This is a genomic window from Acidimicrobiales bacterium, from assembly GCA_036273495.1.
Taxonomy (GTDB): domain Bacteria; phylum Actinomycetota; class Acidimicrobiia; order Acidimicrobiales; family JAJPHE01; genus DASSEU01.
Genome location: DASUHN010000072.1, coordinates 1 through 2,322 on the forward strand (window position 1 = coordinate 1; position 2,322 = coordinate 2,322).

At 69.3% G+C, this 2,322-nt stretch carries 3 protein-coding genes; 1 reads left to right on the forward strand and 2 read right to left on the reverse strand.

Annotation, left to right across the window (positions count from 1 at the left end):
- The first annotated feature begins 189 nt into the window (after positions 1-189).
- Entirely contained in the window at positions 190-789 is a 600-nt protein-coding gene (locus VFW24_02775) for a TetR/AcrR family transcriptional regulator (protein HEX5265672.1), read from the forward strand.
- A 15-nt stretch (positions 790-804) separates the two neighbouring features.
- Here VFW24_02775 and VFW24_02780 read toward each other — a convergent pair whose 3' ends face one another.
- Positions 805-2,001 (reverse strand): aminotransferase class I/II-fold pyridoxal phosphate-dependent enzyme, encoded by a 1,197-nt coding sequence (locus VFW24_02780; GenBank protein HEX5265673.1) that lies wholly within the window; start codon positions 1,999-2,001, stop codon positions 805-807.
- A gap of 12 nt (positions 2,002-2,013) precedes the next feature.
- A partial coding sequence (locus tag VFW24_02785; GenBank protein ID HEX5265674.1) for a hypothetical protein occupies positions 2,014-2,322 on the reverse strand: 309 nt, incomplete at its 5' end.

Below are 2,322 nucleotides of genomic sequence, written 5' to 3' on the forward strand. Positions count from 1 at the left end.
CCGGAAGAAGAAGCGGAGCACGGGCGTCAGGATCGTCTTGATCACCCAGTAGGCCACTGCGACCGAGGATACCGGTCGGCTTTGCGTTTTCAGAGTCCGAAATGTGCCGATCTGGTTAATCCTCGGCGAACAGGCGAAGCCCGTAGGGATCTTGACCGGCCGGTCAAGAGACTCCTACGGTTCCGCCCGATGAACCGTCGGCTCACCACCCGGGGCAAGGAGCGACGGCGCCAGCTGATGGAGTTCGCCGCCCGGCGCTTCGCCGAGAACGGGTACCACCCCACGTCGGTGGCCGAAATAGTCGACGGTATGCAGGTCGGCAAGGGCGTGTTCTACTGGTACTTCTCCTCCAAGGAGGAGCTCTTCCTCGAGATCCTGGCCGAGGCCCAGCGGGGCCTCAGGCGGCGGCAGCAGCAGGCGATCATGCAGGCCGACGACCCCGTCCGCCGGATCGAGCTCGGAATACGCGCCAGCATGGAATGGCTCTCGGCCAACCGGCATCTCGGCAGCCTCTTCCAGTTCGCGGCGTCGGAGGAGCGCTTCTCCCCCTACCTGCGGCGGGGCCAGGACGTGGCCATCGCCGACGTCGTCCGCCACGTCCAGGAGGGCATCGCCACCGGCCAGGTCCGAGACGCCGATCCGGTGATGCTGGCCCAGGCCATCCTGGGCGTGACCAACCATCTGGCCCGGACCTTCCTGTTCGAGAGGGACGACCCGGCCGGACCCGTCGCCGACGCGGCCGTCAGCTTCTGCCTGGAGGGACTCCTGGGCTCGAGGGTCCTGGCCTGATCACGGTGGCGGGCGCTACAGCTTCGTAAGCGCCCGGCGGAGATTGCGCACCGCCTGGTGGGTGCGCTGCTCGTTCTCGATCAGGGCGAAGCGCACGAACCCGTCCCCGCCCGGCCCGAATCCCACGCCCGGAGACGTGGCCACCTCGGCCTCGGTGACCAGCATCTTGGCGAACTCGAGCGAGCCCATCTCCCGGTACGGCTCGGGCACGGGCGCCCACACGAACATGGTCCCCTTCGGCTTCTCCACGTGCCAACCGATCCGGCCGAGGCCGTCGCACAGCGTGTCGCGCCGGGACTGGTAGATCTCGTTGACCAGCTTGGGATAGTCGGGGGCCTCGTTCATCGCCACGATGGCGGCGATCTGGATGGGTTGGAAGGTCCCGTAGTCCAGGTAGGTCTTGAGCTTGGTGAGGGCGGCCACGAGCTCGGGGTTGCCGACCATGAACGCCACCCGCCACCCGGCCATCGAGAACGACTTGGTCAGCGTGTAGAACTCGACCGCCACGTCCTTGGCGCCGGGCACCTCGAGGATCGACGGCGGCTGGTAGCCGTCGAAAGCGGTGTCCGAGTAGGCGAAATCGTGGACGAGGATCACGTCGTGCTCCCGGGCGAAGTCCACCATCCGTTGCATCCACGGCAGGTCCACACAGGTGGTCGTCGGGTTGTGCGGGAACGAGATCAGGATCACCCGGGGCTTGGGCCATGCGGTCTCCCACGCCTCGACCAGCGCCCCGAAGAACTCCTCCCCCGCCGCCGCGCCCCCCGGCTCCCCCACGCCCAGGGGAACGTGGCGCACGTCGGCCCCGGCAAACAACGGGGCGTAGATGTGGATCGGGTACGACGGTGACGGGACCAGCGCCGTGTCCCCCGGTTGCACCAGCACCCACATCAGGTGGGACAGGCCCTCCTTGGCCCCGATCGTCGTGACGATCTCGGTGTCCGGATCGAGCTGTACGCCGAAGCGCCGGAGGTACAGGTCGGCCACGGCCAGGCGCAGCTTGGGGATGCCGCGGCTGGCGGAGTAGCGGTGGTTGCGGGGGTTGCGGGCGGCCTCGGCCAGCTTCTCCACCGCCACCTCGGGCGAGGGGATGTCGGGGTTCCCGAACGCGAAGTCGATCACATCCCGGCCCGCCCGGCGCCCCTCCAGCTTGAGCTCGTTCATGACGCCGAGCACGTAGGGGGGCAGGCCGGTGATGCGCCGGAAATCCATGGTGAACCGAGGTTACCCGGGGCCCCCTCCCGCTCCGGCCCAATTCCGCACCATCTCGCACGCCTCGGCCACCACCTCCAGCGACTCGGGCCAGCCGCACACGACCCATGTGGCGCCGGCGTCCGCCAGCTCCCCGATCCGGGTGGCCACGGCCAGGGGACCCCCCGCCAGGGGACCGCCCCACGTGACCTCAACCTCGTCCTCGTCGGCCACCGCCGCCGTCCCGGTGTTCCAGACGTTGACCGCCGCCCCGACGCGCACCGCCACCTCGCGCGTGCCGGCGGACACCACCGCCCCCGCCCCGATCCACACCGGCCGGCC

What these genes read in the sequence shown, in the direction of transcription:
- VFW24_02775 (HEX5265672.1), top strand. Translation starts at nt 190, where the DNA reads ATGAACCGTCGGCTCACCACCCGGGGCAAGGAGCGACGGCGCCAGCTG.
- VFW24_02780 (HEX5265673.1), bottom strand. Translation starts at nt 2,001, where the DNA reads ATGGATTTCCGGCGCATCACCGGCCTGCCCCCCTACGTGCTCGGCGTC.